The organism is Falsiroseomonas ponticola, from assembly GCF_016805305.1.
GTDB lineage: Bacteria > Pseudomonadota > Alphaproteobacteria > Acetobacterales > Acetobacteraceae > Falsiroseomonas > Falsiroseomonas ponticola.
This window is the reverse complement of the sequence record NZ_JAERQN010000005.1, coordinates 21,321-47,298: the sequence shown is the minus strand read 5'-3', so window position 1 is coordinate 47,298 and position 25,978 is coordinate 21,321. Positions and strand designations below refer to the sequence as shown.

General features: G+C 72.3%; 24 protein-coding genes. 22 read left to right on the top strand and 2 right to left on the bottom strand.

All coding sequences use genetic code 11. From position 1 onward, the window contains the following. Window positions 1–2: 2 nt before the first annotated feature. Window positions 3–1,400, bottom strand: a complete 1,398-nt coding sequence (locus tag JJI54_RS15860) for an FAD/NAD(P)-binding protein (protein ID WP_203073999.1) — start codon at window positions 1,398–1,400, stop codon at window positions 3–5. Window positions 1,401–1,766: 366 nt separating this feature from the next. Between JJI54_RS15860 and JJI54_RS15855 the strand changes: the two genes are divergently transcribed. The 16 genes from JJI54_RS15855 to JJI54_RS15780 all read left to right on the top strand — a co-directional run bounded on the left by JJI54_RS15855 (window position 1,767) and on the right by JJI54_RS15780 (window position 18,580). After that, window positions 1,767–1,934 carry a hypothetical protein gene (locus JJI54_RS15855; protein ID WP_203073998.1) on the top strand — a complete coding sequence of 56 codons (168 nt, stop codon included), beginning with the start codon at window positions 1,767–1,769 and terminating at the stop codon, window positions 1,932–1,934. A 385-nt stretch (window positions 1,935–2,319) separates the two neighbouring features. Further along, entirely contained in the window at window positions 2,320–3,267 is a 948-nt protein-coding gene (locus JJI54_RS15850) for an oxidoreductase (RefSeq protein ID WP_203073997.1), read from the top strand. Between the two features lie 17 nt (window positions 3,268–3,284). Continuing rightward, window positions 3,285–5,534 (top strand): rhodanese-like domain-containing protein, encoded by a 2,250-nt coding sequence (locus JJI54_RS15845; protein WP_203073996.1) that lies wholly within the window; start codon window positions 3,285–3,287, stop codon window positions 5,532–5,534. Then, window positions 5,531–6,511: a Bug family tripartite tricarboxylate transporter substrate binding protein gene (locus tag JJI54_RS15840; RefSeq protein WP_203073995.1), complete on the top strand. Its 981-nt coding sequence runs from the start codon at window positions 5,531–5,533 to the stop codon at window positions 6,509–6,511. Before JJI54_RS15845 ends, JJI54_RS15840 begins: the two co-directional genes overlap by 4 nt. A gap of 172 nt (window positions 6,512–6,683) precedes the next feature. After that, entirely contained in the window at window positions 6,684–7,805 is a 1,122-nt protein-coding gene (locus tag JJI54_RS15835) for an LLM class flavin-dependent oxidoreductase (RefSeq protein WP_203073994.1), read from the top strand. 124 nt (window positions 7,806–7,929) lie between these two features. Continuing rightward, a complete protein-coding gene (locus tag JJI54_RS15830; protein WP_203073993.1) occupies window positions 7,930–8,799 on the top strand; it encodes a TauD/TfdA dioxygenase family protein in 870 nt (289 codons plus the stop codon). Between the two features lie 63 nt (window positions 8,800–8,862). Continuing rightward, window positions 8,863–10,464, top strand: a complete 1,602-nt coding sequence (locus JJI54_RS15825) for an ABC transporter substrate-binding protein (RefSeq protein ID WP_203073992.1) — start codon at window positions 8,863–8,865, stop codon at window positions 10,462–10,464. After that, entirely contained in the window at window positions 10,464–11,384 is a 921-nt protein-coding gene (locus tag JJI54_RS15820) for an ABC transporter permease (protein ID WP_203073991.1), read from the top strand. The genes JJI54_RS15825 and JJI54_RS15820 overlap by 1 nt, the downstream gene beginning before the upstream one ends. 3 nt (window positions 11,385–11,387) lie before the next feature. After that, a complete protein-coding gene (locus tag JJI54_RS15815) occupies window positions 11,388–12,284 on the top strand; it encodes an ABC transporter permease (RefSeq protein ID WP_203073990.1) in 897 nt (298 codons plus the stop codon). Between the two features lie 2 nt (window positions 12,285–12,286). Then, the gene (locus JJI54_RS15810) at window positions 12,287–14,272 is read left to right on the top strand and encodes an ABC transporter ATP-binding protein (protein ID WP_203073989.1); all 1,986 of its coding nucleotides are present in this window, start codon (window positions 12,287–12,289) and stop codon (window positions 14,270–14,272) included. 10 nt (window positions 14,273–14,282) lie between these two features. After that, on the top strand, window positions 14,283–15,104 hold the full coding sequence (locus tag JJI54_RS15805) for a hypothetical protein (RefSeq protein WP_203073988.1): 822 nt from the start codon (window positions 14,283–14,285) through the stop codon (window positions 15,102–15,104). Between the two features lie 14 nt (window positions 15,105–15,118). After that, a complete protein-coding gene (locus JJI54_RS15800) occupies window positions 15,119–15,559 on the top strand; it encodes a DUF6152 family protein (RefSeq protein ID WP_203073987.1) in 441 nt (146 codons plus the stop codon). A 3-nt stretch (window positions 15,560–15,562) separates the two neighbouring features. Beyond that, a complete protein-coding gene (locus JJI54_RS15795; protein WP_203073986.1) occupies window positions 15,563–16,450 on the top strand; it encodes a peptidylprolyl isomerase in 888 nt (295 codons plus the stop codon). Continuing rightward, on the top strand, window positions 16,447–17,646 hold the full coding sequence (locus JJI54_RS15790) for a HupE/UreJ family protein (protein ID WP_203073985.1): 1,200 nt from the start codon (window positions 16,447–16,449) through the stop codon (window positions 17,644–17,646). The genes JJI54_RS15795 and JJI54_RS15790 overlap by 4 nt, the downstream gene beginning before the upstream one ends. A 3-nt stretch (window positions 17,647–17,649) precedes the next feature. Continuing rightward, complete coding sequence (locus tag JJI54_RS15785; RefSeq protein ID WP_203073984.1) at window positions 17,650–18,081, top strand: hypothetical protein; 432 nt, start codon at window positions 17,650–17,652, stop codon at window positions 18,079–18,081. Window position 18,082: 1 nt separating this feature from the next. Next, window positions 18,083–18,580, top strand: a complete 498-nt coding sequence (locus tag JJI54_RS15780) for a DUF6644 family protein (protein WP_203073983.1) — start codon at window positions 18,083–18,085, stop codon at window positions 18,578–18,580. Window positions 18,581–18,622: 42 nt separating this feature from the next. On the opposite strand, the gene JJI54_RS15775 is transcribed toward JJI54_RS15780, so the two are convergent. After that, window positions 18,623–19,453, bottom strand: coding sequence for a TauD/TfdA dioxygenase family protein (locus JJI54_RS15775; RefSeq protein ID WP_203073982.1), 831 nt, complete (start codon window positions 19,451–19,453; stop codon window positions 18,623–18,625). Window positions 19,454–20,019: 566 nt separating this feature from the next. Between JJI54_RS15775 and JJI54_RS15770 the strand changes: the two genes are divergently transcribed. Genes JJI54_RS15770 through JJI54_RS15745 form a run of 6 tightly spaced genes read left to right on the top strand, consistent with a single transcriptional unit; the run spans window position 20,020 to window position 25,761 of the window. Continuing rightward, on the top strand, window positions 20,020–20,979 hold the full coding sequence (locus JJI54_RS15770; RefSeq protein WP_203073981.1) for a tripartite tricarboxylate transporter substrate binding protein: 960 nt from the start codon (window positions 20,020–20,022) through the stop codon (window positions 20,977–20,979). 31 nt (window positions 20,980–21,010) lie between these two features. Then, window positions 21,011–21,967, top strand: a complete 957-nt coding sequence (locus JJI54_RS15765) for an ABC transporter substrate-binding protein (RefSeq protein ID WP_203073980.1) — start codon at window positions 21,011–21,013, stop codon at window positions 21,965–21,967. 20 nt (window positions 21,968–21,987) lie between these two features. Beyond that, on the top strand, window positions 21,988–23,346 hold the full coding sequence (locus JJI54_RS15760) for an NtaA/DmoA family FMN-dependent monooxygenase (protein WP_203073979.1): 1,359 nt from the start codon (window positions 21,988–21,990) through the stop codon (window positions 23,344–23,346). Beyond that, window positions 23,346–24,167 carry a sulfurtransferase gene (locus JJI54_RS15755; protein ID WP_203073978.1) on the top strand — a complete coding sequence of 274 codons (822 nt, stop codon included), beginning with the start codon at window positions 23,346–23,348 and terminating at the stop codon, window positions 24,165–24,167. Before JJI54_RS15760 ends, JJI54_RS15755 begins: the two co-directional genes overlap by 1 nt. Further along, a complete protein-coding gene (locus JJI54_RS15750) occupies window positions 24,164–24,952 on the top strand; it encodes an ABC transporter permease (protein ID WP_203073977.1) in 789 nt (262 codons plus the stop codon). The genes JJI54_RS15755 and JJI54_RS15750 overlap by 4 nt, the downstream gene beginning before the upstream one ends. After that, complete coding sequence (locus JJI54_RS15745) at window positions 24,952–25,761, top strand: ABC transporter ATP-binding protein (protein ID WP_203073976.1); 810 nt, start codon at window positions 24,952–24,954, stop codon at window positions 25,759–25,761. The genes JJI54_RS15750 and JJI54_RS15745 overlap by 1 nt, the downstream gene beginning before the upstream one ends. The last annotated feature ends 217 nt before the right edge of the window (window positions 25,762–25,978 follow it).

Below are 25,978 nucleotides of genomic sequence, written 5' to 3'. Positions count from 1 at the left end.
GATCACGCCGGGGCCGGGATGGCCACCGGCAGCGCGCCGATCAGCCCGGCCAGGTGCTCGGCCAGCGTCTCGCATTGCCGGCGGATATCGGGCACCGCCGTCATCTCCCAGAAGGCGCCCTTGGTGACGGGGCCCACCGCGAAGACCTGGCGGGACATCGCACCATCCCGCCCGCGCAGCGCATTGGCCGGCGTGACGTCGAGGCCAAGGCGGAAGGGATCGGGCCGCCCCAGGCCCGTGGCCAGCAGGTGCCGCACCAGCGGATCGCTGATGCGGTCGTAGTCGCAGCCGGGGCCCGCGCAGTTGATGACGCGCGCCGCGGCCAGCGCCTGCGTCGCGCCGTCGCTGCGACGGCGGAAGGCCAGCGTCACGCTGCCATCGGCGGCCTCCTCCGTCGCCCGGATGCGGCCGGCATGGATGGAAAGCTGGCCGCTGGCCCGCGCGGCCGCGATGCGCGCGGCCACGGGCCCCGCCATGCGGTGGCGATGCACGTCCCACCAGGGGCGCAAATGCCGCAGGAAGCGCGCCTTCTCGGCCGCCGGCAGCGTCTGCCAGAGGTCCTGCGTGAAGGGCCGCAGCGAATCCACCAGCGGCTGCCAGGGCAGCCCCTCCTGCGCGCGGCGCGCCGCTTCCCGCCGCACCAGGCGCAGCAGCGCCAGCAGGTCGGTGGGCAGCGAGGTCGAGGGCGGGGAGGCCGGGGCGCCGGGCACATGGATGCGCGGCAGCAGCCCCCGGCGGGACAGCGCGTGGATCGGCCCGCGATGCCCGGCATCGAGCAGCGACACCACGAGATCCACGGTGGTGAGCCCCGTGCCCACCAGCAGCACCGGCGCATCCGGGTCCAGCCCCGCCAGCGCATCCGCCGCCCAGGGATCGGCGCGGTACCACGGCGCGGCGCGCGATGCCGCATCCAGCCCGGGCGGCGGTTCCGGCGGGAAATTGCCGACCGCCAGGATGGCCATGCTCGCCCGCAGGCAGCGCCCGCGGTCCAGCGTCAGGCGCAGCTCCCCGTCCTGTGGGTCCAGTGCCAGCACATCGGCGCGTTCCAGCGCCAGCGCGCCGCCGCCCCGCCCCAGCTCCGCATTGAGGAGATGGCGGATGTAGTCGCCATAGAGCCCGCGGGAGACGAAGGATTGCGGGCCGGGCGCGTCTTCCCCCTCGCGCCCCCGCAGCCATTGCAGGAAGTCGTCCGGCCGGTCGCGGAAGGCGCTCATCCGCGCCGCCGGCACGTTCAGCAGGTGGTTCGCATTGTCCGTCGCATAGGCCTGGCCGCAGGCGAAGCGCCGGTTCCGTTCCAGCAGCACCACCCGCGTGCCGGGCGGACATCGCCGCAGCAGGTGCAGCGTGACCAGCGTGCCGCTGAAGCCGGCGCCGATGACGGCGATGACGGGGCCGGCCATTCAGGCGGGGCCCGGGAAGGGCTTGGCGGCGACCAGCGCCGGGGCCTGCGGCGTGGCGATGCAACGCATGGCGGTCTCCTCGACGGATGGACGCGCCAACGGACCACCACAGCCAGCCAGGGGTCAACTGAAAACACGATCCTGGATGGTGTCGGGCAAGGAAGTGCCGGCGAATCCCCTTGGGGCGCCAATTCCATCCCGGATTCCATCGCCGCCGGCGATGGTCCTGCCACGCATTCGGGCGCCGCTGCCTGCCGGCGCGGCGATCTTATTGCCGCTATCTCGTGGTGTTTTACTTATTGACAGTTTCTACGTCGTGAAACTACGCTACGTCTCCCACGCAACCTCGGACCAGGGACGAGCAGCATGCTTTCGCGTCTTTTCCCGGCCGTCGCCGAGGGTCGCACCCCACGCAGCGCCCCCGGCATCCTGGGCCGGGAAGGCCTCGGCCTGGTCCTGCGCGCTGGCGCCGTGGCCGTCGCCACGCTGCTCGTGCTCACCGCCCTGGGCCTCGGCCGGGTGGTGGGGCCGTGACGCCGCCCCGCACACCCTGCCGCCGGCGCTGTCCGGGTTCCGCCCAAGGCTGAACCCGCCGGGGCGAGGGCCGCGCTGGCCCCTGCCCCGACCCACCCGATACCCTGTTCGTGAGGGCGCCATCGCCGTGGCCCTGCCGCAGACCGTACCCCTGCCATCGACCGCATCGCGGCACTCGAAACCTCCCGTCCCGTCGTTATCGATGGCCGCTTCATCGGCGTCGCCCTCGGCCATGCCGGCGGCTGGACCTTCCGCGCCATCGATCCGGCCTTCGCCGCCCTGCACGGGCGCCGCTTCCCGGGCCCGGCCGCGATGGCCGCCGCGGCGCACCGCCTGCGCGGCCGGGCGTCGCCCTCCCCCACCCCCGTCATGCCGGAGTCCGCCCATGCGCGATGACCAGATCCTCGACCGTCCGCTGGCACTGGGGGACCTGGCCCTCCGCGGCCGCCTCGTGCAGGCCGGGCTCCGCCGGGGCCAGCCCGTGCAGCCGGGGGTCGCGCTGGCCTTGGCGCCGCCGGCCTGGATCGTCCCGGAAGGCGCCGGGCCGGATGAGGCCGCCGGCATCTGGCGGGACGCCGATACCACCGCCTGGCGCCACTTCACCGATGCCTGCGCGACGGATGGCGTGCCGGCCGCGCTGCCGCTGTGGCATGCGGGCCGCCTGTCCCATCCCCTGGCCCAGCCCGGCGGCGGCACGCCCGTCGCGCCCCCCGCCATCGCCGCGGAAGGCGGGCTGGAAACCTGGGCCGGCTGGCGCCCCTTCGCCCACCCCCGCGCGCTGCGCGAGGACGAATTGCCCGGCCTGGCCCGGCACTTCGCCGAAGCCGCGCGCCGCGCCCGCCAGGCGGGCTTCGACGCGGTGGAGGTGCATGCCGGCGGCGGCGGCCTGCTGCACCAGTTCCTGGACCCCGAGGCCAATCACCGCCCCGCCCCCCATGGCGGCACGGCGGAGGACCGGGCCCGCCTGCCGATCGAGGTCGCGCTGGCCGTCGCCCGCGTGGCCGGGCCGGGCCGTACGGGGCTGGTGCTGCCCTGGCCGGATGGCCTGGCCTCCCTGCCCGCCCTGCCCGCCGCCCTGGCGCTGCTGCGCGGCCTGCGGCCGGCGGGGCTGGCGTGGCTGCGCCTGGAAGCCCTGGGCCGGGCGGGGGCGGAAGCGCCCATCGCCGCACTGCGCGATGCCTTTGGCGGCCCCGTCATCCTGGGTGCCGCCGGCCAGGTACCCGATGCCGCAAGCTGGCTGCGCGATGGCCTGGCCGACGCCGTCGCCCTCCATCACCCCCCCGCCACCACCCTCGTGCCGGAGGCGGCGCACGACGCGCCGCTGCTGTCCTGATGCCGGAGGCACCGCTCATGTCCCCCGCCCTCGCGCTCGCCACGGGCGACCCGCCACCCTCCCTCCTCACGCGCCGCGCGGCCGCCATCGCCGCGCTGGTGGAGCGCGCGCGCGGGATCGAGCGTGCGCATGGCGTCACCCGCGCCGGCCTCGGCCGCATCGCCGACCTTCTGATCGCGCTCGCGCAGCAGGAGGATCTGTTCCCGGCGGACCACTTCCCGCCCGGCCCGAAGGGCGGCGCGATCTACCGCCTGGCGAAGGATGCGGATGGCCGCTTCGCCCTCTACGCCTCCGTCCATGTGGCCGGGCCGGTGGTGCCGCCGCATGACCATGGCGCCTGGGCGATCATCGCCGGTGTCCGCGGCGTGGAACGCAACACGGTCTTCCACCGCCGCCCCGGCGCCACCCCGGGCACCGAGGCGCTGGAGGTCGTCCGCCAGGTGGAGGTCGGCCCCGGCGGCGTGCTGACCCTGCTGCCGGAGGAGGTGCACAGCCTGGCCTCCGCCAGCCGCACCCCCGCGCTGCACCTGCATTTCTACGGCCTCGCCCTCGACCGGCAGCATGACCGCGTGCGCTTCCCGGGGCCGGAGGGCGGCAGGCCGGAACGCTTCGGCCCGCCCGCGCCGATCCGCGCCCCGCTGCTGCCCCCCCAGGCGGTGAAGGCCGCCATCACGGATGGGGAGGAGATCGCGCTGCTCGACCTGCGGGAGGAAGGCGCCTTCGCGCAGGAAGGCCATCCCCTCTTCGCCGTGCCCGCGCCGCTCTCGCGCCTCGAGGGCATCATCGCCGCGCTGGTGCCGCGGCGATCCACGCGCATCGTGCTGACGGATGGCGATGGCACGCTGCTGCACCCCGGCGCCACGCGCCTGGCACGGCTCGGCTACTGGAACGTCGCCGCGCTGGCCGGCGGCCTGCGCGGCTGGGCGGAGGCGGGATACGAGGTCTTCACGGGCACCAACGTGCCCAGCAAGGCCTTCGGCGAGGTGGTGGAACAGCAGGCCGGCACGCCGCATCTGGGCGCGGAGGCCGTGCATCGGCTGCGCCAGGAAGGGCGGGACCTGGTGGTGCTGGACAGCCGCCCCTTGCCCGAATTCCGCGTCATGAGCATCCCCGGCGCGCTGGATTGCCCGGGCGCGGAGCTGGTGCTGCGCGCGCGCGAAGCCGCGCCGGATCCCGCCACGCTGGTGGTGGTGAACTGCGCCGGGCGCACGCGCAGCATCATCGGCGCGCAGGCGCTGATCAATGCCGGCCTGCCCAACCCCGTCGCGGCGCTGGAGAACGGCACCATGGGCTGGGAATTCGCCGGCCTGTCGCTGGCCCACGGCGAGACCGCCAGCGTGCCGCCCCCCGGCGCCGAGACCCTGGCCTGGGCGCGCGACGCCGCCGCCACGCTGGCGCGCCGCCTGGGGCTGCGGCGCGTGGATGCCGCCACCATCGCGCGCTGGCAGGCGGAGGATGGCGACCGCACCACCTACTTCCTCGATGTCCGCAGCCCGGAGGAATACCGCGCCGGCCACCTGCCCGGCTTCCGGTCCGCGCCCGGCGGGCAACTGGTGCAGGCGACGGATGCCTATGTCGGCACGCTGCGGTCCCGCATCGTGCTGGCGGATGGCGAAGGCGTGCGCGCCCCCGTCACCGCCGCCTGGCTGATCCAGATGGGCTGGACCGATGTGGTCGTGCTGGAAGGCGGGCTCGCCGCCGCCGGCGCGCTCGGCGGGCTGGAGGTGGGGCCGGAGCGACGCCAGGTGTTGCTTCCCGCACCACTCGCCACGGACTGGATCGATGCGCCGCGGCTGCGCGACGAACTCGCCCGCGGCGCCACGGTCTTCGACATCGGCTCCAGCCGCGCCTTCCGCGCCGGCCATATCCCCGGCGCCTGGTTCACCACCCGCACGCGGCTGATCCCTGTTGTCGCGACCCACGCGCCTTCCGCCACCCTCGTCGTCATCACCGCGACCGAGGCATGGCAGGCCGCGCTGGCCGCGCAGGAGCTTGCCGCCACGGGACGGCAGGTGCGCGTGCTGCTGGGCGGCCTGGATGCCTGGCGCGATGCGGGCTTCGTCGTGGAGACCGGCGGCGCCAGGCTGCTGGCGGATGACGATGTCTGGCTGGCCCCCGCGCAGCATCCGCCGGAACGCCAGGCGGCGGAGAAGCGCCGCTACCTCGACTGGGAATTCGGCCTGCCCGCGCAGATCGAACGCGATGGCGATGCGCGCTTCCGCGTATTGCGGCCATCCCCCGCCGCGCGGCAGGGCGTGGCGGCATGAGGGAGGGTTCCACCACACGCCGGTCGCTGCTGGCCCTGGGCGGCGCGCTGGCCCTTGCCGCGCCGGCGGCGGCGAACCCGGCCTGGCCCACCCGCCCCGTGCGCATCATCGTGCCCGTCGCCCCGGGCGGCAGCCTGGACACGCTGGCGCGGATCGTGGCGGAACGGCTGCGGGACGGGCTCGGCCAGCCCGTGCTGGTGGAGAACCGCCCGGGTGCGGCGAGCAACCTCGGCTTCGAACTCGTCGCGGGGTCGCCGCCGGATGGCCACACCCTGCTGCTGGCGCCCGACAGCCTGACCGTGAACCCCGCGCTGTTCGAGGGGCTGCGCTACCATGCCGAGACCTCCTTCGCGCCCGTGATGCTGCTGACGCGGGCGGCGCAGGTGCTGGCCCTGCGGCGGGACCTGCCGCCCGCGACGCTGCAGGATTTCATCGCCCTGGCGCGGGCGCGGGACGGCCGCCTGAACATCGCCTCCCCCGGCAATGCCAGCAGCGGCCACCTGGCCGGCGCGCTGCTGCAACTCCGCACGGGCGCGAACTGGGCGCATGTGCCCTATCGCGGCGGCGGCCCGGCGGTGGCGGATGTGCTGGCGGGGCATGTCGATGGCGTCTGGGTCACGCTGGCCCCCGCGGTGCCGCATATCCGCGCCGGCGCGCTGCGCGCCGTGGCCGTCAGCACGCCGGGCCGTGCCGCCGCGCTGCCCGATGTGCCGACGGTGGCGGAACAGGGCGTGCCGGGCTTCGACGTCACCAACTGGCAGGGCCTCTTCGCCCCCGCCGGCACGCCGCCCGCCATCATCCGCCGCCTGCATGACGCGGTCCTGCGGGTGCTGGAGGAACCGGCCGTGCGCGCCAGGCTGGAAGACCAGGGCTTCGAGGTCGTGGCCGGCCCGCCGGAGGCGCTGGCCGCGACGGTGGCGGAGAACCTGCCGCGGTGGCGGGAGGTGGTGCGCGCGGCCGGAATCCGCGCGGACTGACGGTATCGGCCATCCGGGCGGTGGCTGGTCCTTCGCCCGATGGCCTCGCCGGGAGCATGTTGCACGTTTGGTTGTCGCGTTTTTTGCTAAGCACGTCTTGTTGTCGCTTTTTAATCCCGCTTCCCGCCGTCTTCGTGCTGACTCGAACCCGCCATCCAGGAGACGCAGATCCATGAGCCTCGAATTCATCGGCTATGTCGGCCATCACAATTCGTCGGAAACCATACGGCGCAGCGGCCCTGCGCTGGACCCCGACTTCATCCGCGCCAGCGCCACGGCGCAGGAAGCCGTGGGCTTCGACCGCGTGCTGGTCGCTTTCCACTCCAACTCCGCGGAGAGCATCCTCATCGCGCAGGATGTGCTGCACGCGACGCAGCGGCTCGGCGTGCTGGTGGCGCATCGCCCGGGCTTCACCGCGCCGACGCTGGCCGCGCGGCAATTCGCGACGCTGGACCAGTTCAGCCGCGGCCGCGTCGCCGTCCACATCATCACCGGCGGCAACGACACCGAACTCGCGCAGGATGGCGACCACCTGACGAAGGATGAGCGCTACGCCCGCACCAGCGAATACCTGGACGTGGTGCGCCAGCAATGGACCGCGACGACGCCCTTCGACCATGCGGGCCGCTACTACACCGTCAAGCGCGGCTATTCGGACGTGAAGCCCTTCAACGCCGCCGGCATCCCCGTCTATTTCGGCGGCGCTTCCGATGCCGCGCTGCCGGTGGCGGGCAAGCATGCCGATGCCTATGCGCTCTGGGGCGAGACGCTCGACCAGGTGCGCGAACTCGTCGCCCGCGTCCGCGCCGCCGCCGCACTCCATGGCCGCACGCCGCGCTTCAGCCTCTCGCTCCGCCCCGTGCTGGCGGAGACCGAGGAGAAGGCCTGGGCCAAGGCGGATGCGATCCTGGCGCGCGCCAAGTCGCTGCGGGAGGCCGGTGGCAGCGCCCGCGCGCCCCACAATGCGCGCCAGGGCGTCGTCGGCGCGCCCGCGAATGAAGGCTCGCGCCGCCTCCTCGCCGCCGCGGCGCAGGGCAAGCGGCTCGACAAGCGCCTCTGGACGGAGATCGCGGCCCTGACCGGCGCTTCCGGCAATTCCACCGGCCTGGTCGGCACGCCGGACCAGGTGGCGGAAGCGCTGCTGGACTACTGGGACCTCGGCATCTCCACCTTCCTGATCCGCGGCTTCGATCCGCTGGTGGACGCCATCCAGTACGGCCGCGAATTGCTGCCGCGGGTGCGGGAACTGGTCGCTGCCCGCCAGAAGACGGCGCCGCTGGCCGCGGCCGAATAGGACGCGCCGGCGCGGGCGGCGACGCGCGCGCCTGTTCAACGCCCGGCCGCCGTGCTGGCCTATTTCCCACTATTTCTATCGATATTTATCCACCCCCCCCCCCAACCAACCGAGGAACACCGCCATGAGCACCACCCAATCACTCGCCGCCCGGCTCGGCCGCGCCGCCTTCACGGTCCGTCCCCTCCAGCCCACGATCGGCGCGGAGATCAGCGACATCGACCTGAAGCGTCCGCTGGACAGCGACGCGGTGGCGGCGCTGCGCGCAGCCGTGCTGCGCTACAAGGTCGTCTTCTTCCGCGACCAGCACCTGGACCGCGCGCAGCAGGAAGCCTTCGCCCGGCAGTTCGGCCCGCTCTACACCCACCCCAGTACCAAGCGCCCGGAAGCCGACAAGCCAGCCATCCACGCGATCACGCCGGAAGCCTCCCGCTCCATCGAGCAGACGCGCATCCGCGTCGAGGATGATGTGCGCGACGGCTACCACACGGATACGAGCTGGCGCCTGGTGCCCGCCTGGGGCGCGATCCTGCGCGCCGTCACCATCCCGGAGACCGGCGGCGACACCGTCTGGGTCGATGCGCACCTCGCCTGGCAGGGGCTGCCGGACGATGTGAAGCAGCGGCTGGAGGGGCTGCACGTCACGCATGATTATCGCAGCGCCCTGCTGAAGGGCGGGCATGACTATCCCATCGTCGCCCATCCCGTGGTGCGCACCCACCGGGAGACCGGGCAGAAGATCCTCTGGGTCAACTACACGCAGAAGCCGCACCTCATCGGCCTCGACCGCGCCGAGAATGCGGAGCTGCTGACCATCATCCTCGACCAGTACCGCCGCCTCGAATACCAGGTCCGCTTCTCCTGGACGCCGGGCGCGCTGGCCTTCTGGGACAACCGCGCGGCGGTCCACTACGCCGTGCGCAACTACGGCGATTTCCCGCGCGTGATGGAACGCGTCCTGATCGCCGATGAGCGGCTCTACGCCGACCTCTGAGCCGCCCCGCGCCCCGCCGTGCGGCGGGGCACCTCCCTTTCTCCCCTGCCGGGATCACGAACCATGACGATCACCCGCCGCCAGGCCGCCGCCTTGCTCGGCGCGCCGCTGCTCCTGCCCCGCCATGCCGGTGCCCAGCCGGCGCCGCGCCGGGGCGGTGAACTCGCCTTCGGGCTGGATGGCGCCGCCGTCGCCAGCTTCGTGCTCGATCCGCACAATTCCAGCTTCGCGCCGCATGCGCGCGTGATCCGCTCCCTCTTCGACAGCCTGGTCGTGCTGAAGCCGGATGGCGATGTCGCGCCCTGGCTCGCCGCGTCCTGGACGGTTTCCCCGGACGGCACCGCCTATACCTTCCGCCTGCGCCCCGGCGTGCGCTTCCATGACGGCACGCCCTTCGATGCCGCTGCGGTGAAGGTCAACCTGGATCGCGTGGCCGATCCACGCAATGCGCTCGCGGCGCTGATCGACCTCGGCCCCTATCTCGGCACCGATGTGCTGGCGGAGGATACGCTCCGCATCCGCCTGTCGGAGCCCTACGCGCCGCTGCTGCGCAACCTCTCCAAGACCACGCTCGCCATCATCTCCCCCACCGCGCTGCAACGCCACGGCGATGCCATCGCGCAGAATCCCGTGGGCACCGGCCCCTTCCGCTTCGTCTCCCTGAACCAGGGCGTGGACATCACCATCGCGCGCAACGCGGACTATGCCTGGGCGCCGCCGACCGCGACGCATGAGGGCGCGCCCTTCCTGGACCGCATCGTCTTCCGCAACGTGCCGGAGGAATCAACCCGCGTCGCCGCGCTGCAGAGCCGCCAGGTGCAGGCGGTGGATGCGCTGCCGCCGCAGCACATCCTGGGCTTCCGCGCCAACCCCGCCTTCCGGCTGATCGAGAAGGAGCTGCTGAACAACAACTACACGCTCTACCCGAATGTCGCGAAGGCGCCCTGGAACGACGACGATGTCCGCCGCGCCTTCCAGCTTTCGATCGATGTCGATGCCATCACGCGCGTCATCTACCTCGGCACCCAGCCCCGCGCCTGGGCGCCGCTCTCCCCTGGCCTCTTCGCCTCCGCGGACCGGGAACTGGCAGGGTCCTGGAAGCACGATCCTGCCCTGGCCGCGCAGCTGCTGGACCGCGCGGGCTGGCGCCCCGGCGCGCGCGGCATCCGCGAGAAGGATGGCAGGCGCCTGACCATCAGCTTCGCCGACACGCAGGGCAACCGGGAGAAGCGGCTGGACGTCATCCAGCTTGTCCGCCGCCAGGTGCAGCGCACGGGCTTCGACCTCTCCATCGACAGCCAGCCCAACAGCACCTACCGGGAGAAGCTGTCGAACAACGACTACGACCTCGGCGGTGCCAGCCAGTTCGCGCCGGACCCCGACGTGCTCCGCCGCCTGCACCACCCCGCCGGCCGCGCCCGCGCCTCCATCTCCAAGGTCAATGATGCGGAGATCAGCGAATGGCTGGTCGCCGGGACGCGGGAGGCCGATCCGGCACGGCGCATCGCCCTCTACCACCGCGTCCAGCGCAAGCTGGTGGAGCGGGCCTATGCCATCCCGATCTACGTGCTGCTCTACAACATCGCATCGCTGCGGGAGGTTCAGGGCATCACCATCGATGCGCATGGCTTCCCGGAATTCCACGGTGCCTGGATCGCCGGCTGATGGCCTTCCTCCTCCGTCGCCTCGGCGGTGCCGCCCTCGTCGTCTTCGGCACCATCACCCTGGTGTTCCTGATCCTCTACTGGCTGCCTGGCGATCCCGCCGTGCTGATCGCCGGTGACGATGCGACGGAGGAAACCATCGCGCGCATCCGCGCCCATCTCGGCACGGATCGCCCGATCTGGGACCAGTACCTCTCCTACCTCGCCGGCCTGCCGCGGGGCGAACTCGGCACCTCCTTCACAACGCGGGAGCCGGTGTTCAATCGGCTCTGGGCGCAATTCCCAGCGACGCTCTCGCTGACCATTGGCGCCGTCGCCATCGCCGTGGTCAGCGGCGTCGGCCTCGGCATCCTCGCCGCCGTGAACCGTGGCCGCGTGATCGACCAAACGATCCAGTCCGTCATGCTGTTCCTGACATCCATGCCGTCCTTCTGGCGCGGCATCCTGCTGATCCTGATTTTCTCGGTCACGCTGCAATGGCTGCCTGCCATCGGCAATGGCAGCTTCGCGCAGCTCATCCTGCCCATGTCCTGCCTCGGCCTCATCGCCGGCGGGCGGCTGATGCGCATGGTCCGCGACAGCGTGCTGGATGTGCTGGACGAGCCCTTCGTCACCACCTTGCGCGGCAAGGGGCTGCTGGAACGCCAGGTGCTGTACCGCCACGTGCTGCGCAACGCGCTGATCCCCGTGGTCACGCTGCTCGGCATCCTTGTCGGCGAATTGCTGTCGGGCGCCGTCGTGGTGGAAACGCTCTTCGCCCGCCAGGGCATCGGGCGGCTGCTGGTGGAAGCGATCGGCGTGAAGGACATCCCCGTCGTGCAGGGCGCCGTCCTCTTCGCCTCCGTCTTCTTCGTGCTGATCAACCTGGTGGTAGACCTCTCCTACACCATGATCGACCGCCGCGTGCGGCCGGGGGCCTGACCGATGCTGGAGCGTGTCGCCATCGCGGAAGTCGAGCTGCCGCTGCCGGAGGCGAAGCGCGCCTCGCGCCCACGCCGCCCGCTGCCGGCGCTGCTGCGGCCGCGCATCCTGCTGCCGCTGCTGGTGGTCGCCGCCATCCTGGCCTGCGGGATCGCGCCCGAATGGATCGCGCCCTACGCGCCGACGGACATGGACAGCTATGCCATCCTCCAGCCACCCGGCGCCGAACACTGGCTCGGCACCGACCATTTCGGGCGGGACGTGCTGAGCCTGGTGATCCATGGTGCGCGGCAATCCCTGCTGATGGGCGCTTGCGCCGTGCTGGTCGGTGGGTTGCTCGGCGGGCTGCTCGGCCTCGTCTCCGGCTATGCCGGCGGGGTGGTGGATGGCGTGCTGATGCGGCTGCTCGATGTCTGGATGTCGGTGCCGGACATCCTGCTGGCCATCATCCTGGCCGCGGCGCTCGGCCCCAGCCTGACCAACACCATCATCGCCGTCGGCCTGGTCACCCTGCCGCGCTACGCCCGCGTCATGCGCGCCCAGGTACTGGCGGTGAAGGCGCGGCCCTTCATCGAGGCCTCGCGCGCCATCGGCAGCCCGCATCGCCTCATCCTGCTCGGCCATGTCCTGCCGCACACGCTGTCGCAGATGCTGGTGGTGGGGACGCTCGGCATCGGCTTCTCCATCCTGCTGGGCTCCGGCCTCAGCTTCATCGGCCTCGGCGTCATCGATGACGAACCGGATTGGGGTTTCCTGCTGAGCCAGGGCCGCAACTACCTGACCGTCGCCTGGTGGTTCGCCACCTTCCCGGGCCTCGCCATCACGGCGCTGGTCGTCTCCGTCAACCTGCTGGGCGATGCGCTGCGCAACCGGCTCGACCCGCGGATGGGGCGCTTCTGACCATGGCCGAGCTGCTCGACATCACTGGCCTCGCCGTCGATGTCTCGACGCCCACCGGCCCGCTCACTGTCATGGCGGGCGTCGATCTCGCCATCGCGGAGCGGGAGACGGTCTGCCTCGTCGGTGAATCCGGCAGCGGCAAGACGGTGACGGCCATGGCGGTGACGCGCCTCATCGACCATCGCGGCGGCACCATCACCGCGGGCAGCCTGCGCTTCGAGGGCCAGGACCTGGCGCGGCTGACGCAGCGGCAGATGGCGGATCTCCGCGGCCGGCGTATCGGCATGGTCTTCCAGGAACCGATGACGGCCTTCGACCCCGTCTTCAGCATCGGCGCGCAGATCGCGGAGGTACTGCGCCGCCATCGTGGCCTGCGCCAGGATGCGGCGCGGCGGGAAGCGGTGGCGCTGCTGAAGCGCGTCCACATCCCCGATCCCGACCAGCGCTTCGACCAGTTCCCGCACCAACTCAGCGGCGGCATGCGCCAGCGCGCGATGATCGCCATGGCCCTGGCCTGCAACCCGCGCCTGCTGATCGCGGATGAACCGACCACCGCGCTCGACGTCACCATCCAGGCGCAGATCCTGGCGCTGCTGAAGGACCTCCAGGCCGAGACCGGCATGGCGATCCTGCTCATCACCCATGACCTCGGCATCGCGGCGGAGATCGCGGACCGCGTCGTCGTCATGTATGCGGGCCGCGTGGTGGAGGATGCGCCGGTCCAGCGCCTCTTCGCTGCCCCCGCCCATCCCTATACGCGCGGCCTGCTGCGTTCCGTCGTCGGCACCGCCACGCGGCGCGGCAGCCGCCTGCCGGCGATCGAGGGCAGCATCCCGAGCCTGGCGGACCCGCCCGGCGGCTGCCGCTTCCACCCCCGCTGCCCCGTCGCGAGTGCCATCTGCGCCAGCCACGCGCCGCCGCTTGAGACGCGTAACGGCGCGCGCCTGGCCTGCTGGCACCCCGATGAGCCGGAGCCCGCGCCCAAGCTCGTCACGCAGGCGGACATCGCCGCGCCAGCCTCGGACGAACCCATCGTCACCCTCGCCGGCGTATCCCGCCACTATCCGCTGACCGCCGCCTGGCCCTGGGCTCGCGGGCGCGTGGTGCGCGCCGTGGATGGCGTGGACCTGACGATCCATCGCGGCGAGACCTTCGGCCTGGTCGGTGAATCCGGCTGCGGCAAATCGACCCTCGCGCGCCTCGTCCTCGGCCTCGAACGGCCGACACAGGGGGAAGTGCGCGTCGCGGGGCAGGACCTCGGCGCGCTGCGTGGCCCGGCGCTGCGCGCGGCACGACGGCACATGCAGATGGTCTTCCAGGACCCCTTCGGCTCCATCGACCCGCGCTGGACCGTGGGCGAGATCATCGCGGAACCGCTGGCCGTCCACGCCAGCCAGCCGCGCGTGGAACGCCTGCGCGAAGCGGCCGCGCTGCTGGAACAGGTGGGCCTCGATCCCGCCTGGACCGCGCGCTATCCGCACCAGCTCTCCGGCGGCCAGCGACAGCGCGTGGCCATCGCGCGCGCGCTGGCGGTCAACCCGGACCTGGTGCTGCTGGACGAAGCGGTCGCGGCGCTCGATGTCTCCGTGCAGGCGCAGGTGGTGAACCTGCTGCAGGACCTGAAGGCGAAGCGCGGCCTCACCTACCTCTTCATCAGCCACGGGCTGAACATCGTCCGCCACATCTCGGACCGCATCGGCGTGATGTATCTCGGACGGCTGGTGGAAGCCGGTCCGGCGGAGGCGATCTTCGCGCGGCCGGCGCACCACTACACCCGCGCCCTGATCGCCGCGATCCCGGAACCCGATCCCGCGCTGCGCCGCGGCTTCGTGCCGATCGCGGGCGAGATCCCCTCCCCCAGCCGCCCGCCGCCGGGCTGCCGCTTCCACACGCGCTGCGCCGCCGCCACCGCGCTCTGCAGGGCGGAGGCCCCGGCCCTGGTCCCGGTCGGCGAGGGCCGCGTCCTCGCCTGCCACCACCCTGCCTAGGAGGACCCCGATGCGATCGCTTCGCCCCGCCTTGCTCGCACTCGCGTGCCTCGCGCCGCTCGCCGCGCCGGCGCAGCAGCCGCGCATCCAGAACCCCGCCCCCACCGCGGCGGATTGGGCCGCGATCGGCCGGCTGCCGGATTGGAGCGGCATCTGGCTGCTGGACACGCGCCATCGCCACTTCGCCTTCAACAGCTGGCAGCCGCCCTTCACGCCAGAAGCCGCCGCCTACATCGAGGAACAGCGCGCGCTGGAACGCGCCGGCAGGCCGAACCAGCTCTACACCAACTGCCTGCCGGAAGGCATGCCGAACCACATCGTCATGACGCGCAACCCGCTGGAGATCCTCTTCACGCCGGGCCGCGTGACGATCCTCGGCGAATTCGACGGCAACCGCCTGCGCCGCATCTGGACCGATGGCCGCGGCCATCCGGAGGATGGCGACGCCACCTTCAACGGCCATTCCATCGGCCGGTGGGACGGCGACGCGCTGGTGGTGGAGACGGTGAACATCCTGCCGCAGGTCTTCATCCCGCTCGGCCAGGCCGTCGGCATCCCCAACAACGGCGACATGCGGATCATCGAGCGTATCGGCCTGGCCGAGCCCAACCGCCTGGAGTTCGACCTCGAAGTGCACGCGCCGAGGGTGCTGACGGAGCCCTGGCGCATCACCAAGAGCTTCGTGCGGTCCCGCAACCGGTCGGACGACTTCATCGAATCCTCCTGCCGCCAGGGCGAGTTCCGCGCGGAGGTCGATGCACGCGGCAACCACGTCTTCGTCCCCATCGCGCAGGACCCGGGCGGCGCGCCGCTGCCCACGCAACGCCGCTGACAGGAATGCCCGCCATGCACCGCCAGACCCGCCGCGCCCTGCTGCTGGCCGCCGCCGCCGCGCCCTTCGCCACGCCCGCCGGCGCGCACCATTCCTTCGCCATGTACGATCCGTCCCAGCCCCGCACGCTGAACGGCACGGTGCGCGAATTCCAGTGGACCGCGCCGCATGTGATGATCTGGTTCTTCAACGACCGCCCGGACGGCACGCCCGGCAGCGCGGAGGAGGATCTCTGGACGGTCGAGCTCTCCACCAGCCCCGGCCCGCTCAGCCGCCTGGGATGGAGCCGCCGGTCGCTGTCCCCCGGCGACCGGATCGAGATCAGCATCAACCCGCTGCGCAGCGGCGAACAGGGCGGCCAGTTCCGGCAGCTCCGCAAGGTCGCGACCGGGGAGGTGCTGACCACCGCCGCGCCGCAGGCGGAGCCCTCCACCGTGCAGCCCGCGCGGCCCTGATCGATGCAGGAGGCTCGCTCCCTCGGCCTGCTGGCGGCCGGTGCGCTGGCCGGGCTGGGCCTGGCCGCCATCGGCCTGTTCGACGCGACCGCGGCGCCCGCGGAAGCGGTCGCCGTGCCGCCGGGCGCGCTGGCGCGGGTGAATGACGGCCTGATCCTCCGCAGCGATTTCGCGGCGCAGCTGGAAGCCGAGCACGGCGTCACGCCCGATGCCGCGACACCAGCCCAGCGCCAGGCGGTGCTGGAGGCGATGCTGGCGGAGGAATTGCTGGTGCAGCGCGGGCTGGAGGTCGGCCTCCCCGCTTCCCACCCCGCGGTGCGCGAAGCGCTGGTCGCCGCGGTGCAGGAGCAGATCGCCGCCGACGCCCAGGCCCGTACCATCGAGGAAGCGGCGCTGCGCGAACGCTGGCAGCGCGACGCATCCCGCTACGCCAGCGAACCGCGCCTCGGCCTGCATCTCCTCAGCGCCACGCCGACGCCGGAGGAACCCCTGGCGGCACTGGCATCGCGCGTGGAGGCCGCGGCGGCGGCGCTGCGCGCCGGGGAGCCGGCCGGCGAGGTCGCCGCCCGCTTCGGCCTGCAGGCCGACCCACGCCTGGACGGGACGCCACAGCCGGAAGCGGCGATCCTGCGCCTGCTCGCCCCTTCCCTGCACGCGGCCGCGCGGGCGATCGCGCCCGGCGAGGTCCCCGCCCCCATCGCCGCCAACGGCGCGCTGCACCTGCTGCGGGGCGGCGCGCGGGAACCCGCGCGGCTGCTGCCCTTCGAGACGGTCCGCACCCGCGTCCTGGCCGATGCGCGGCGGGAGGCGCGGGAGGCGCTCTACGCCGAATACCTCCGCTTCCTGCGCGCCCGCGCGACCATCCTGCTGGCGGAGGGCGCGGCACCATGAGGCGCCTGCTGCTGGCCGCGCTGCTGCTGGCCGCACCCGGTCTGGCCCAGGCGCATAGCCGCAGCGAAAGCCACATGGCGTGGGAGATCGCGGACCGCCTGGTGCGCGTGACCGTGACGCTGCCGGAGCAGGAGGCGCGGCGCATCGACCCCGCCGCGCGCGACGCTTCCATCGCCACCTACCTTCTGCCCCGCCTGGGCGCGACGGCGGAAGGCACAACCTGCACCCCGCAGGCGCCGCCCACCGCGATCCCGGCCTCGCCCGGCTTCCGCCGCTTCGAAATGGCCTTCGCCTGCCCCGTGCCCCGCGGCATCGCGCTGCGTTCCGACGCCTTTTTCGACCTGGTGCCGACGCATGTCAGCCTGGCCCGCATCCGCACCACCGAGGCGGGCGGAGAAGCGCGCTTCGCCGAACAGCTCTTCACCACCGACCAGCGCCTGCTGCTGGCGACGCCGGCCGAGGGCACGCTGGCGAGCGCGCCCTTCCACGCCTTCCTGCTGCTGGGCGTGGAACACATCCTGACCGGGCCTGACCACATCGCCTTCCTGCTCGGCCTGCTGCTGCTCTCCCGCGGGCTGCGGGACCTGGCCTGGGTGATCACGGGCTTCACGCTCGGCCACAGCATCACGCTCGGCCTCGCGGTCACGGGCCTGGTGAGGCCCGATACCGGGCCCATCGATGCGCTGATCGCGCTCTCCATCGCGGTCATCGGGGCGGAGAACGTGGTCCAGGCCACACGGCGCAGCCGCCCGGTCGCACTGGCCGCGGGCGCGCTGCTGCTGGGCATGGCGGCGCTGCGGCTGCTGGGCCTGGGCGGGCTGCCGCTGTCCCTGCTGCTGGGCGCCGCGCTGTTCACCGCCTGCTACCTGCTGCTGGTCCAGGCCGCGCCGGCGCGGGCGCCGCTGCGCGCCGGCATCGCCGCCTGCTTCGGCCTGGTGCATGGCTTCGCCTTCGCGCGGGACCTGGTGGAGATGGGCCTGCCGCCCGCGCGCCTGGCGGAGCTGCTCCTCGGCTTCAACCTCGGCGTGGAGATCGGCCAGCTCCTCCTCGTCGGCCTGGTCTGGATGGCGGTGCGCGGCCTGTCGCGGCTCGGCCTGGCGCCGTCGCGGCGCCTGGTCGTGGATTGGGTGGCGCCGGCGCTCACAGGGCTCGGCGTGTTCTGGCTGGTGTCGCGCAGCTACGGCGCGGGAGGGTGAGCGATGATCGAGGACCTCATCGCCGGCATCGCCTCGACCGGCGCCAGCGCCGCGCTGCGCGGCCAGGCCTGGATCATCCCGGCCCTGCAATCCCTGCACATCCTGCTGGTCGCGGCGCTGGCCGGCGCCGCCGTGCTGCTGGCGCTGCGCGTGCTGCGGGACGACGCCGACCAGGCGCCGCTGCGCCGCGTGATCTGGCTGGCCCTGCCTGGGCTTCTGGCCAGCGGGTTGCTGCTGATCCTGGCCGAGCCCGAACGGCAGATCGGCAACCCCGCCTTCACGCTGAAGCTCGCGCTGCTGGCCGTGGCGCTGGTGCTGCTGGCGCGGCCGGGCCGGTCCCGCCCGGCGCGGCGCGTGACGGCGACGCTCAGCCTGGCCGTCTGGGCCGGCATCGCGGTGGCGGGCCGCTGGATCGCCTATCTGGGGGAAGGCTGAGATGGCCACGCTGCACGACGCCCTGGCCTGGCTGCAGGAAACGCCGCTGGCCCATGCGATCCAGGATTCGGAGGTGCTGTTCCCCGCCCTGGAATCCATCCATGTCCTCGCCCTGGCCGTGCTGGCCGGCACCATCGCGCATGTCGATCTGCGGCTACTGGGCCTGGCCTGGCGCGGCCGTGCCCTGGCGGCGGTGACGCGCGAAGCCCTGCCCTGGAGCTGGGCCGGCTTCGCCGTCGCGCTGGCCAGCGGCGCGCTGCTCTTCGTCTCCGCCGCCACCCGCTACGGCGACAACATCGCCTTCCGCATCAAGCTGGCGCTGCTGCTGCTGGCGGGGCTTAACGCGCTGGTCTTCCACGCGCTGGCGCAGCCCCGCCATCCGGAACAGGGCGCCAGGCAGCCGCCGCCCGCCAGCTTCCGCGTGATCGGCGGGGCATCGCTGCTGCTCTGGGCCGGCGTCATCGTCGCGGGGCGCTGGATCGGCTTCACCGTGCGCTGAACACCAGGCCCTTAGCCGCCAGCGGCGTGGCCGGACGGGCTATCAGGCCGCGATCCTGCCGCCCTTCACCGTCACGCGGGAGCCGCTGCGCACCTGCGGGTAGTAGTCCCAGATGGCAAGGTGCAGGACGGCCCGGTTGTCCCAGAACGCGACCGAATCCGGCTGCCACTGGAAGCGGATCTGGAAGTCCGGCCGCTCGCAATGCTCGAACAGGAAGCGCAGCAGCGCCTCCCCCTCCTCCTCCGGCAGTTCGTTGATGCGCGTGGTGAAGAGGCGATTGACGTAGAGGCCGCGGCGGCCGGAGATCGGGTGGCGGATCACCACGGGATGGTCGGCTTCCGGGAAGACCCGGCCACGATCATCGACGCCGTTCAGCCGGTTGCGCTTGCGGTAGTTCCTCTCCCCGGAGTGATGCGCCGTCAGACCCTCCAGATAGGTCTTCATGCGCGGCGACAGCGCATCATAAGCCGCGCCGAGGCTGGCGAAGAGCGTGTCGCCCCCGCTCGGCGGCACGGTGTGCAGGTGCAGGATCGAACCCAGCGGCGGTTCCTGGAAGCAGGAGACGTCGCTGTGCCACTTCTCCCCCGCGATCATCTTCGTCGTGGCATCGGCATGGATGGGCAGGATCTCCGGATGCCCTGCCGGGCCCGGCGTGTTCGGGTGGATGTCGAGGTCACCGAAATAGCGGCCGAAGCGCTTCTGGCTGTCGAAGTCGAAGCGCTGGTCGCGGAAGAACAGCACGCCGAAATGGCCCAGCGCATGGTGCAGCCCCTCGACCTGGCGATTGCTCAGCGGCCGGGTGATGTCGATGTCCCTGACCTCGGCGCCCAGATGCGGGGAGATGGGGCGCAGCGTCAGCGTGTCATAGTCCATGGCATTCTCCTGCGGCCGGCGAAGGGCTTCGGGCGCGACCCCGAATAACAGCCGAATCCCGTTGTTCGTCAAACACCACCTTGCCCGGAGGTTTTTCTGCTTCCAGGCCCATCGGGTGCGGCAGATCCACCTTCACGACCCCGGTGCGCGGAGAAACCGCCGGGCAGCGCACGGGGCAGGCGATCGGCCGCCGCCGGCCCCGCCTCCGCATCGCGCCACGGCATCCGGGCACCGCCGACTTCCCAGCAAAGACGGGCCACGATCCTGATCCACCACCCCGGCGCCAGCGCATCCTTGCTGCGGAACGGGCATGCCCCGGCAGCTTCCTGCTCCGACCGGAAGCGCCCGGCGAATCTTAGACTTTTTTAGATCGTGTTATTTGACAAACCACGCGATCAGGATGCTTCTTCCATCCAAGCCGGCGGGGTCCGCATGACCCGCCGCGCAGCGCAGGAGATGACCGTGAGCAGGAACAGGGGGTGCGTGGCTGCCGCTTCGAACAGCCGATGTCGCCCGCGGACGGCCCTTCCGCCCTTCCCGCACCACGCCGAGTGACGAGACATCCCATGCCGATCCAACGCCGCGTCCTGCTGCCCGCCGCCCTCGCCCTGCTGTCAGCGCCCGCCTTCGCGCAATCCTGGCCGGACCGCGCCATCCGCCTCATCGTGCCTGTCGCGCCGGGCGGCAGCCTCGATCCGCTCGCGCGCCTCATCGCCCGCCACCTCTCCGACACGCTCGGCCAGCCCGTGGTGGTGGAGAACATCGCCGGCGCCGGCGGCAACATCGCCTTCGAGCAGGTGGCGCGCGCCCGGCCGGATGGCCACACGCTGCTGGTGGGCTGGGACAGCCTGGCGATCAACCCGGCCATCTTCCCCCGCGTCTCCTACGATCCGCTGCGCGACTACGCGCCCATAATCCAGACCGTGCGCACGGCGCAGATCCTGGTGGTGCGCAACGCCCTGCCCGCGGCGACGCTCGCCGACTTCGTCGCGCTGACGCGGCAGAGCGCCATCACCCTCGGCTCCCCCGGCAATGGCAGCATCGGCCACCTCGCGGCGGAAATGCTGAAGAAGCGCGCGGGCGCCGAATGGACGCATGTGCCCTATCGCGGCGGCGGCCCGGCGCTGCAGGACCTGATCGCCGGCCATATCGACGCCGTCTTCCTGACCCTGCCCGCCGCGACGGAACATCTGCGCGGCGGCCGCATCCGCGCGCTCGGCGTCACCACCGCCACGCGATCGCCCGCGCTGCCGGATGTGCCGACCTTCATCGAAAGCGGGCTCACGGGGTTCGAGGTCGTGTCCTGGCAGGGCATCCTCGCGCCCGCCGGCACGGACGCTACGATCATCGGCCGGCTGAACGCGGAAATCCGCCGCATCCTGGCGGAGCCCGCCGTGGCCGCGCAGCTCGCCGCGCAGGGTTTCGAGCCCATCGGCGGCACCCCCGCGGCACTGGCCGATCGCCTGGCGCAGGACGTGCCGCGCTGGCCCGCCATCGTGCGCGAAGCCGGCGCGCAGCTCGACTGAAACCACCCTTCACAGCCTGAGAGTCCACGCCATGCGGCTCCCCCGCCTCCTCCTTCTTCTCCTCGCCGCCGCGCCGCTGCTGACGCGGGAGGCCCGCGCACAGGAGATCACCTTCGGCACCGCCGGCTCTCTCGGCGATGCCTCCGCCGCCGTAGCGCTCGGCATCGAGCGCGGCTGGTTCGCCGACGCCGGCATCCAGGCGCGCATCGTCGACTTCCGCGGCGGCGCGCCAGCGGTGCAGGCGCTGGTCGGCAACGGGATCACCTACTGCATCTGCGCGCCGGAACATGCGGTGCGGCTGCGCAACCGCAACGTCGATGGCGCCATCGCCTTCGCGCTGGATCGCCGCCACACCTATTCGCTCCTCGTCCGCGCCAATTCGCCCGCGCGCAGCCTGGCTGATCTGCGCGGCCAGCGCGTCGGCATCACCTCCGCCGGCAGCCTGACGGAGAATCTGGCGCGCCTCGCCTTCGCCCGCGATGGCGGCCTGCAGGTCGGGCGCGACGTGGAACTGCTGGGCGCCGGCGTCGGCGCCGCGCAGAAGGCGGCGCTCGACACCAACCGCATCGCCGCCGGCATGTTCGGCAATCTCGACAGCCTGCGGCTGGAAGGCCAGGGCTACCGCATCCTCTATGACTGGCGCACGCAGAACGTCCCCTCCCTCGCCCTCATCGCCCGCCAGCGATGGCTGGAGGAGAATGAGGGCCTGGCCCGCCGCGCCACGCGGGTGATCCTGCGCGCCCAGGCGCTGCTGCTGGATGACCGGGAGGTCGCGACCGCGACGCTCCGCCGCCTCTATCCCGAATTGCCGGCGGAGGTGACGGCCCAGGTCGCCGCCGGGCTGCCGGACCGGCTGAGCCGGGATGGCATCTACACGCGCGACGAGATCACCCGCCTGCAGGATGACCTGATCGCCACCGACCCCAGCATCCGCCCCCAGCCCTATGAGGTCGTGATGCCGACGCGCCTGTTGCAGGCCGCCCGCTGAACGCGCCCGGAGAGATCGCCATGCCCCGCCAGCACATCCGCCTCGGCTTCTCCATCTGGGCCACCGGCTTCCACCCCGCGGGGTGGCGCCTGCCGGAAGCCCGCGCCGACGGCACCTTCGACCCCGCCTTCCTGAAGCGCACCGCGCTGCTGAGCGAGGCCGCGAAGCTCGATTTCTACTTCATCGGGGACCGCGTCGTCGGGCTGCCCGAACAGCAGACCGAGCACCCGAATTTGGTGCTGCGGCCGGAGGCGCTGACCTTGGCCGGCTACGTCGCCGCGATCACGGAGCGGATCGGCGTGGTCGCGACGGTGAACACCACCTACGCCCATCCCTTCAACGTCGCCCGTGCCACCGCGACGCTCGACCACCTCTCCGGCGGCCGCATCGCGCTGAACGTGGTGACGGGGCGGGACCCGGAGGCCGCGGCGAATTTCGGCCGCGACGCCCATTGGGGCACCGACCAGCGCTTCGACAGCGCGACCGAATTCACCGAGATCATCCACCAGCTCTGGGACAGCTGGGAGGATGGCGCCCTGGTGGCGGAGAAGGATCGCGGCCGCTTCCTGGACCAGGACCGCGTCCACCGCATCGATTTCCGCGGCGAGCAGTTCCAGGTCGCCGGCCCCCTCAACATCACGCGCCCGCCGCAGGGCCAGGTGCCGATCCTGACGGCAGGGGAGAGCGAGCGGTCGAAGGAATACGGCGCGCGCTACGCCGATATCCGCTTCGGCCATGCGCTGCAGCTCGGCAAGGCCAAGGCCTATTACGCCGACATCAAGGGCCGCCTAGCCAAGCATGGCCGCGCGCCGGACAGCCAGTCGCTGGTCTGCGGCATCGCCTACTACGTCGGCGGGACCAAGGCGGAGGGCCACGCGCTGTATCGCCGCGTGCAGGAACTGACCGTGGCGCCGCCCAACCTCTCGCCCCTCGCCGCCGCGCTGGGCGTGGACCTCTCCGCCGAACGGCCCGATGCCTGGATAGCCGAGGTTCCGGCGCTGGCCGCGCTGCCGCCCGATGCCGCCGCCATCATCGAACAGGCGAAGCTCTCCTACGGCGATGACCGCATCACACTGCTCGACGTCTTCCGCACCTGGCGCCGCAGCCGCGGCGGCGCGGAGGTCGTGGGCGGGCCGAAGGAGGTCGCGGATTATTTCGAGACCTGGTTCCACGAACGCGCCGCCGACGGCTTCATCCTGTTCCCGCCGACCATGCCCGGCGCGCTGGAGGCCTTCACGACGCATGTGGTGCCGGAGCTTCAGCGCCGCGGCCTGTTCCGGCTTGAGTATGAGGGCGCGACCTTCCGGTCCCACTTCAACCTGGCCTGGCCGGAGAACCGCCACGCCGCCGCGCGCCGCCTGCGGCAGGAGGTCGCCTGATGGCGCGAGACCAGGTCTTCGTCAGCGCGGCAGACCTTGCGGCGCTGCTCCAGGCGCAGCTCGCGCCCGTGCTGCTGGATGTGCGCGTGCCCGGGGAGGATGGCGATGGCCGCGCGGATTACCGCGCGGGGCACATCCCCGGCGCGGTCTTCGTGGACCTCGCCACCGAACTCGCGGATGAGCCCGCCGGGCCGGCCGGCCGGCGGCCGCTGCCGCGCGTCGAGGTCCTGCAACGCGATGCCCGGCGCTGGGGCATCCGCCAGGGCGGCAGCGTGGTCGTCTATGACGACAGCAAGGGCCAGCGGGCCGGCCGCGCCTGGTGGGTGCTGCGCTGGGCGGGCATCGCCGATGTCCGCATCCTGGATGGCGGCCTCGCCGCCTGGATCGCCGCCGGCGGTGCCGTGACGCGCGACATCCCGCTGCCCGATCCCGGCGACGTCACGCTCTCCGCCGGCCATCTGCCGACCGTCTCGGCCGATGAAGCCGCGGCGCTGGCGCGGGAGGGTGCGCTGCTGGATGCGCGCGGCGCCGCGCATTACGCCGCGGGCCATATCCCGGGCGCGCTGAGCGTGCCGACCAGCGGCAACCTCGGCCCGGATGGCCATTTCCTGTCCGCGGCGGCGCTGCGCCAACGCTTCGCGGGGCTCGGCATCGATGGCGGCCAGCGCCTCGCCGTCTCCTGCGGCGGCGGCGTCTCCGCCGCGCACCAGATCGCGGCCCTCGCCAGTATCGGGATCGAGGCCGCTCTCTTCCCCGCCTCCTTGTCCGGCTGGTCCGCCAATCCGTCGCGCCCCATCGCCACCGGGGAGGCGCGGGGATGAGCGCCTCCACCCTGCCCCTCACCCTTGCGGCCAGCCCCGGCGCCCGGCTGCTGCGGGACCGGCTGATCCTCTTCGCGATCGTCATCGGTGCATGGGAATCGCTCGGCCTGCTCGGCGTGGATCCCATCTGGGTCAGCGCGCCGAGCCTGATCGCCGAACGCCTCTGGTCGCTGGCGCTGGCAGGTGATCTCTGGCGCCATGCCTCCCGCACCATCACGGAGGCCGGGCTCGGCCTGACGCTCGCCTTCGCGGTAGGCGTGCCCATCGGCATCGCCATGGCGACCCACAAATACGCGAACAGCGTGGCGGAGCCGCTGGTCCTCGGCCTCTACAGCCTGCCGCGCGTGGCGCTGGCGCCGCTCTTCATCATCTGGTTCGGCATCGACCTCTTCTCCAAGGTCATGATGGCGTTCTCGACCGTGCTCTTCGTCTTCATGCTGAACGTGCATGAGGGTCTGAAGACCGTGGACCGGGACCTGGTGGATTTGTTCCGCACCATGCGCGCGCGGCGCGGCTTCATCACGCGGCGCGTGCTCCTGCCCTGGATCGTGCCCTGGATGATCGCGGGGCTCAGGCTTGGCGTTGGCCTCTCCCTCATCGGCGCGGTGGTCGGCGAGCTCATCGGCGCCAGCGCGGGGCTCGGCTGGTACATCGAGCGGTCCGCCGGGCACCTCGACACCACCGGCGTCTTCACCGGCCTCGTCACCCTCATGGCCATCGCCATGGTCGGCAATGCCGCGGTCGCCGCGCTCGATCGCCGCTTCTCCGGCTGGAGGACCCCCTGATGGATGGCTTCGAACGCGCAACGCCAGGCGTGACGCTGGCGCCGCCCAAGGTGGCCGTCCGCGGCCTCGACATCACCTTCCCGGGCCAGGCGGGGCCGCCCGTGACGGTGCTGGAGGGTCTCGACCTCGAACTCGCGGCCGGCGAGTTCCTGGCCATCGTGGGGCCCTCCGGCTGCGGGAAATCGACGCTGCTGCGCGTCGTCTCCGGCCTGCTGCCACCCTCCGGCGGGCAGGTGCTGGTGGATGGCGTGGCGGTCACCGCGCCGCCGCCACAGGTGGGCTTCATGTTCCAGCGGGACACGCTGCTGCCCTGGACCAGCGTCTTCGACAACATCGCGGTCGGCGCCGAGCTGGCCGGGCGGTCGAAGGCCGAGATCGCTCGGCGCGTCCCGGAACTCATCGCCTTCCTGCGCCTCACGGGCTTCGAGCGGAATCTGCCGCACCAGCTCTCCGGCGGCATGCGCCAGCGCGTCGCTCTCGGCCGCCTGCTGGCCTATGAGCCTGAGCTGTACCTGATGGACGAACCCTTCGGCGCGCTCGACAGCCAGACCAAGACGGTGATGGGGCGGGAGTTGCTGCGCGTCTGGGCCACGCATCGCCGCTCCGTCATCTTCGTCACGCATGACATCGAGGAGGCGGTGACGCTGGCCGACCGCGTCGTCGTCCTGTCGCAGCGCCCGGGCCGCATCCGGCTCGACCTGCCCATCACCCTGCCACGGCCGAGGGATGGGCGGGCGCTGCGCGGCACGCCGGAATTCGGCGCGCTGGTCAGCGAGGTTTGGGCGGCGCTGGATCTGGGGCCGGGCTGATGGAGCGGGATGCCCGGGGTTGCTGATGACCGGCATGATGTCGGGCTCAAGTTCCCCGGGCCGCGCGACGGCATGGCAGGCCTTCAGGACCATGAGCACGAGCCGCATCGCGACGATGGGCGAGGCCAGACGCCGCCTTCTCCCCGTTGCCCGCCCGCGTCTGGCGGTCCCCCGCCGCGTGCTGGGCCCCACAACCGGCGCGATAGCGGTCGGCTGC